The organism is Pseudomonas rossensis (genome assembly GCF_039888995.1).
Lineage (GTDB): Bacteria > Pseudomonadota > Gammaproteobacteria > Pseudomonadales > Pseudomonadaceae > Aquipseudomonas > Aquipseudomonas rossensis.
Genome location: NZ_JBBWCB010000215.1, coordinates 1 through 6,105, shown reverse-complemented (window position 1 = coordinate 6,105; position 6,105 = coordinate 1). Strand labels below are relative to the sequence as shown.

General features: G+C 60.0%; 5 protein-coding genes and 2 pseudogenes. 5 read left to right on the top strand and 2 right to left on the bottom strand.

Translation table 11 applies throughout. The features are described 5' to 3' along the window. Positions 1–348 (top strand): annotated as a pseudogene (locus tag WLY71_RS29050) (hypothetical protein); the annotation flags it as partial. 41 nt (positions 349–389) lie between these two features. Here WLY71_RS29050 and WLY71_RS29045 read toward each other — a convergent pair. Continuing rightward, entirely contained in the window at positions 390–2,204 is a 1,815-nt protein-coding gene (locus WLY71_RS29045) for an ABC transporter ATP-binding protein (RefSeq protein WP_347806312.1), read from the bottom strand. Next, the gene (locus tag WLY71_RS29040) at positions 2,201–3,220 is read right to left on the bottom strand and encodes an AraC family transcriptional regulator (RefSeq protein WP_347806311.1); all 1,020 of its coding nucleotides are present in this window, start codon (positions 3,218–3,220) and stop codon (positions 2,201–2,203) included. Before WLY71_RS29040 ends, WLY71_RS29045 begins: the two co-directional genes overlap by 4 nt. 165 nt (positions 3,221–3,385) lie before the next feature. Between WLY71_RS29040 and WLY71_RS29035 the strand changes: the two genes are divergently transcribed. The 4 genes and pseudogenes from WLY71_RS29035 (at position 3,386) to WLY71_RS29020 (ending at position 5,975) form a co-directional block, all read left to right on the top strand. After that, positions 3,386–4,237 carry a 3-hydroxybutyryl-CoA dehydrogenase gene (locus WLY71_RS29035; protein ID WP_347806310.1) on the top strand — a complete coding sequence of 284 codons (852 nt, stop codon included), beginning with the start codon at positions 3,386–3,388 and terminating at the stop codon, positions 4,235–4,237. Continuing rightward, positions 4,224–4,826, top strand: coding sequence for a TetR/AcrR family transcriptional regulator (locus tag WLY71_RS29030; protein ID WP_347806309.1), 603 nt, complete (start codon positions 4,224–4,226; stop codon positions 4,824–4,826). Before WLY71_RS29035 ends, WLY71_RS29030 begins: the two co-directional genes overlap by 14 nt. A gap of 199 nt (positions 4,827–5,025) precedes the next feature. Further along, the gene (locus WLY71_RS29025) at positions 5,026–5,439 is read left to right on the top strand and encodes a VOC family protein (protein ID WP_347806308.1); all 414 of its coding nucleotides are present in this window, start codon (positions 5,026–5,028) and stop codon (positions 5,437–5,439) included. A 127-nt stretch (positions 5,440–5,566) separates the two neighbouring features. Next, positions 5,567–5,975 (top strand): annotated as a pseudogene (locus WLY71_RS29020) (YajG family lipoprotein). The last annotated feature ends 130 nt before the right edge of the window (positions 5,976–6,105 follow it).

Sequence of the window (6,105 nt, the reverse complement as noted above, 5' to 3'; positions counted from 1 at the left end):
GGTGGAGGCGGCGGCGGTGGAAGCGGTGGCGGCGGCAATGGCGGCGGTCACGGTGGAAGCGGCAGTGGCGGCAATGGTGGCGGTCACGGTGGAAGCGGCAGTGGCGGCAATGGTGGTGGTCATGGTGGAAGCGGCCACGGTGGCAGCGACCATGGCTCGGGGCATTCCGGCAACTCAGCCTCATCCTCCTCCGGGCGCAGTGGCACTCACGCTGAACCTGGGGATGATCACGGCGTTCATCGTGCCGGTGAAGTGGGCGATGACCACGGTGTGCATCGCTCGGGTGAAGTCGGTGACGACCACGGCGTGCATGTCGGCGGTGAACCGGGCGATGACAAAAGGAACTGACAACCCCGGCGGTGACTCGGGTTTCTCGGGAGTCTTGAGATCTATCGGTAACCGCGGGCCTGCAAATCAAACAACTGTGCATAGCGCCCGCCCGCGGCCACCAGACTGTCGTGATCGCCCCGCTCAAGGATCGCTCCCTGGTCCAGCACGATGATGTGGTCCGCATTGCGCACGCTGGAAAACCGGTGAGAGATCAGCAACGTCATCCGGCCTTCGGTGTGCTCACTGAAATGCTCGAACACCGCTGCTTCCGCCGCCGGGTCAAGTGCAGAGGTCGGCTCATCCAGAATCAGGATATCGGCGTTGCGCCGCATGTAGGCGCGCGACAACGCGATCTTCTGCCATTGCCCGCCGGACAGCTCCTGGCCGCCGGCAAACCACCGTCCCAATTGCGTGGCATACCCTCGATCCAACCCTTCGATAAAGGGTGCGGCCATGCCCTCGGCGGCGGCCTCCTGCCAGCGCTGTTCATCGTTGAACGCCAGGGTGTCTCCGACGCCGATGTTCTCGCCGACGGAGAATTGGTAGCGGATGTAGTCCTGAAAAATCACCCCGATGCGCCGCCGCAGCGCGTCTTCTTCCCACGCTTGAAGATCGCTGCCGTCCAGCAGGATACGGCCCTGATCAGGACGGTACAGCCGCGTCAGCAATTTGATCAGCGTGGTCTTGCCCGAACCGTTTTCCCCCACCAGCGCCACACTGTGCCCGGGCACAAGGTGAAGATCGATGCCTTCCAGCGCGGCGCGACTGGCTCCCGGATAACGGAAGCCGACGTTTTCGAAACGCAGGCCATCGCCGGGCACGGCGCCCACGCTGAGGTTGCCGGTATCCGCCACAACAGGCTCAGCCAGGTATTCATAAAGACTGGAGAGGTAAAGGCCATCCTCGTAGAGACCGCTGATGGCACTCAAGCTGCTGCTTACTGCCGTCTGCCCCTGCTTGAACAACACCAGGTACATGGTCATCTGACCGAGGCTGATGTTGCCATGAACGGTATCGACCACCACCCAGGCATACGCCAGATAAAACGCGCCGGTGCCCAGCAGTCCGAGGACAAATCCCCAGCCATCTCGACGTAGCGTCAGGCGCCGGTCTTCGGCATAGAGCCGCGCGAACGTCTCGCGATAACGCTTCAACAGCAGTGGCGCGAAGCCGAACAGTTTGACCTCTTTGATGTAGCCCTCGTGAGAGAGCAGCGTCTCGATGTAACTCTGTTGCCGACTCTCCGGCGCGCGGCGAGTGAACAGTCTGAACGCATCACCGGAAAAATGTGCTTCGGCAAAAAACACCGGCAACGCGCCGACCACCAGCAGCACCAGTGCCCAGGGCGAAAAATGCACCAGCAACACACCGAAGCTGATCAACACGATCAGATTCTGGATCAGCCCTAACGACTTCATCACCAGCGCCAACGGCCGGGTCGAAGCCTCGCGGCGGACCCGAACCAGTTTGTCGTAGAACTCGGAATTCTCGAACTGCACCAGCGATAACGTTTGGGCCTTCTCCAGAATCATCGTGTTGACCTTCTGCCCCAACTGCACCCGCAACAGCGATTGCTGGACCGACAGCGCCCGCTGAGTCCCGGACAGCAACGCGAGCACGCCCGCTTCAAACAGAACATAACGCACGACCGGCCACAACGGCGCACTGCCCTGTTGTGCATGCAACTGCATGGCGGTGACGACCGCATCGACGATGCGTTGGCCTAACCAGGCCGCCAGCGCTGGAAGTACGCCGGCGATCAGTGTCGCCAGCACCAATCCGAGAAACAGTCCGCGTGACGTTGCCCAGACCAGCAGCAAGGCGCGTCTCGCCTGGTCGAGTAACGAGGTGAAACGATCAAGAACAGGGTTCACTCCGTGAGCTCCCCCTGATACCTCGCCCGATACCGTCCCGGACTTTCCCCCGTCCACTTCTTGAACGCTCGATGGAACGCACTCGGCTCCTGAAAGCCAAGCTGCTCGGCAATGTCACTGATGCTCGCTCGGCTCTGGCGCAGCTGTTCGAAGGCAACGCCACGCCGCACCTCGTCCTTGATCTCCTGATACGAACACCCTTCCCGTTCGAGTTTACGGCGAAAGGTGCTGGGGCTCAGGTTCTGTTCCAGGGCGAAGGCCTGCAAGGTCGGCCATTGGCTGTAATGGCTGTTACGCAGGCGCTGATGGACCTGCGACGCCAGGCCGTGCTGATTACGAAAACGGATCACCAGCCATTGCGGCGCGGTGCGCAAAAACACTTTCAGGGATGCCAGATCCTGAACCACCGGCAGACGCAGGTAGTGGCTGGCGAACTCGATTTCGGTGCGCTCCGCGCCAAAGGTCAGGTTCGGTCCCCAGAGTAAACGGTCATCGCTGAGCGACACACGCTCATGGCGAAAGTCTGCGCGATCGATAGGAATGCGCCGCCCACCCAGCCAGCAGAGCAGACTGATCATCAACACCAGGAACGTCTCCTCGCCCAAACGGCTGACGTCGCTGTTTGGCGAGTGGTTCTGCAAGCTGATCACCGCACGTTTGCCGCGCACCGTCAGCGTGCCGCGAAAGTCCTGGAGGAACAGCGCGAAATTGGCCAGGCACTGGCGCATGGCTTTGTGCAGGTCAGGCTCCTGAATCAATGCCCGGCAGATCAGGGCGAAACTGCCTGGCGGCATGCCATGGGAGTCGAGCCCGAAGAATTCATCGTTAAGCTCGCGGATCTGGATCAGCCACAATGCGGCAAACGCACTCGCCGGTACACGCGCGGTGGGCTGCTCCATCAACGTCGGATCGATGCCGGCCTGTTCCAGCGCAGCCCTCTGACGTTGCGGATTGTTTCCCAGCCCATAGATCATTGCCTGCACGAAGTAGGCGGAAACCGAGTCCTTTTCCCGCATGTGAACGCTTCTCTCCCCATCACCCGAATGGCAAAAAACACCAGTGCCGTTGAACAGTTTCGGCATAGGACAACCGCCCTGCCGGCTCTAGACTCGCGGCCAATAGTACGCCTTCGGCCACTATGGCGGCCAAGGTATCGCGGGATTTGATCGGAAGGACAGAACATGAATCTGCAAAACATTGGCGTGATCGGCGCAGGCACAATGGGCAATGGCATCGCGCAAGTCTGCGCCTTGGCCGGTTTTAACGTGACCTTGCTCGACATCTCCGAAAGCGCCCTGCAAAAAGCCATCGCAACCGTCGGCAAAAACCTCGATCGGCAGGTTGCCAAGGAAACGCTGACGCAAGAGCAAAAGCTCGCCGCCCTCGACAAGATCCGCACCAGCACCGATTACAGCAGCCTGCAGAACGTGCAACTGGTGATCGAAGCCGCCACCGAAAACCTCGACCTGAAACTGCGCGTGCTGCAACAGATCGCCGCGCAGGTCAGCGCCGAGTGCGTGATCGCCTCCAACACTTCGTCGCTGTCCATCACGCAGCTCGCTGCCAACGTGAGCCAGCCTGAGCGCTTCATCGGCCTGCACTTCTTCAACCCCGTGCCGGTGATGGGCCTGATCGAGGTGATTCGCGGTTTGCAAACCAGCGACGCCACCCACGCCCTGGCGCTGGACATGGCGACCACTCTCGGTAAAACCGCGATCACCGCGGGCAACCGTCCGGGTTTCGTGGTCAACCGGATTCTGGTGCCGATGATCAACGAAGCGATCCTGGTGTTTCAGGAAGGCCTGGCCAGCGCCGAAGACATTGACGCCGGCATGCGCCTGGGCTGCAATCAGCCGATCGGACCGTTGGCGTTGGCGGACCTGATCGGCCTGGACACCGTGCTGGCGATCCTCGAAGCCTTCTACGACGGCTTCAACGATAGCAAGTACCGTCCTGCTCCACTGCTCAAGGAAATGGTCGCCGCCGGGTACCTGGGGCGCAAAACGGGGCGTGGCTTCCATGCCTATGCCTGAGCGTTGCTCGCGCTTCGCCGAGTACCGGGACAAGGTGCTGGAGCTGTTCGCCTGCAAAGGTTTCGGACAGGTCGGCATGCGTGAGCTCGCGACCTGCCTGGGGCTCGCTCCCGGCTCGTTGTATCACCATTACCCCAGCAAACAGCACTTGCTGCTCGACTTGATCGAAGAGTTCTACGAAGAGCTGTTGGCAACCTTGGGGCGGATCGAGCAAAAGGCGCCGGCAAAACGTGACAAACTCCATGCCCTCATCCGAGCGCATTTGAACCTGCATCAGGAGATGCCCTGGCATTTCCGCCTGGCAGAGCGTGACAGCGGCTGCCTGAATGAAGAGCAACAGAAACGGGTTCGGCAGCTGCGCGAGCAATACGAGCGCAAGTTGCTCATGATGCTTGGGCCCCGGTCGCGGTTCAGTGAGCAAGGCCTGTTGGCCACCGGACATGCAATCGCCAACTTACTCAACAGTGCGCCCAATTGGCTGGCGCAGCACACGCTGAGTGAAGCGGAGCGAGATGAGCTGCTGGAAAACCTGGTCAGCGGTGCCATCGAGCGTTTGCTGCGCCCCTCAGTTCCACGCGCAGTAGCTTGAGGACCCAGGACGATATCCCCGTGACCGTGGATCGACACCTAGGCGCCGGAAGCCATAAGCCACGTCGCTTCAATAGAAAAAACATCTAAACAATTCCCGCCAATCACGACATCTAACGCTTTGCTAAGGGGAGCCCAATCACTGCGGAGCCTGAGGTGAATTCGGCCTCTCTTCGCCTCTTCGTAACCGGGAGCAAAGCATGAAAATCAATCCCTATCTGATCTTCAACGGCGATTGCAAAGCCGCCTTCACCTTCTATGCCCAAAGTCTGCGAGGCCAGATCGAAGTCATGATGACCTTCGGCGAAAGCCCCGCGCGCGAGCACTTCCCGGCGGACTACCACAACCTGATCATCCACACCCGCCTACTGGTGGGCGATCAGGCGATCATGGGCTCGGACACAACACCTGATCGTCCTACTGACGAAATGAGCGGCTGTTCGGTTTCACTGAATGTCGACAGCATTGCGGAGGCTGAACGGGTGTTTTCTGCGTTGTCGGACGGCGGCAAGGTGGAAATGCCACTGGAAACCACGTTCTGGGCGGCTCGCTTCGGCATGTTGGTTGATCGGTTTGGTGTGTCGTGGATGGTGAATTGCGAAAAGGATCAGTGAAACTCACTTTCTCAAGTCATAAAAAAAGCCCAACCTGAAAAGGTTGGGCTTCTGGCAACTGCCGGACTGTCTGCTTCCGTCAACACGCTATCTCGTACAGCAGCGGATTGTTCGGAGGAACCCCACTATGCCTGCCCATGACGTGCTTTGGTCCACTCGTTTCAAACTGTCACTGCTGGCTGGAGGGCTCACCGCCACTCTGCTCGCGCTGAGTGGGTGCGCCACCGTCGATGGGCGTGGAGCATCCCGCGCCGACGCTCGCCAGCGAGGTCGTGGTGCTGCGCACCGAGCCTCTTCGCCCTCACGTCCGATTGGGTGAGGTGCTCATCGATGCCAGCGTCGAGCCTGCTCCTCCCATCACTCAGGTAGAAGAAAAACTACGCGACGAGTCCGCCAAGCTCGGCGGCGATGCCGTGGTGGTGGTCTACGACCATATCCAAGCGGTGGGCACCTATGTCAACGGTCCGCTTTGGGCTCGCGACGTAAAAACCATCGAAGGTCGGAAACTCGAAGGGATTGTGATCAAGTATCGGTAATGTCCGCTCGCACTTTCCTGCGGACAAAACAAAACCCCTACCTGCATACGCAGATAGGGGTTTCGGAATTTAATCTTGACGATGACCTACTCTCACATGGGGAAACCCCACACTACCATCGGCGATGCAT

Bases quoted from the DNA above. Each gene is read 5' to 3' on its own strand.
- WLY71_RS29025 (WP_347806308.1), top strand. From the start codon at position 5,026: ATGAAAATCAATCCCTATCTGATCTTCAACGGCGATTGCAAAGCCGCC.
- WLY71_RS29040 (WP_347806311.1), bottom strand. From the start codon at position 3,220: ATGCGGGAAAAGGACTCGGTTTCCGCCTACTTCGTGCAGGCAATGATC.
- WLY71_RS29030 (WP_347806309.1), top strand. From the start codon at position 4,224: ATGCCTATGCCTGAGCGTTGCTCGCGCTTCGCCGAGTACCGGGACAAG.
- WLY71_RS29035 (WP_347806310.1), top strand. From the start codon at position 3,386: ATGAATCTGCAAAACATTGGCGTGATCGGCGCAGGCACAATGGGCAAT.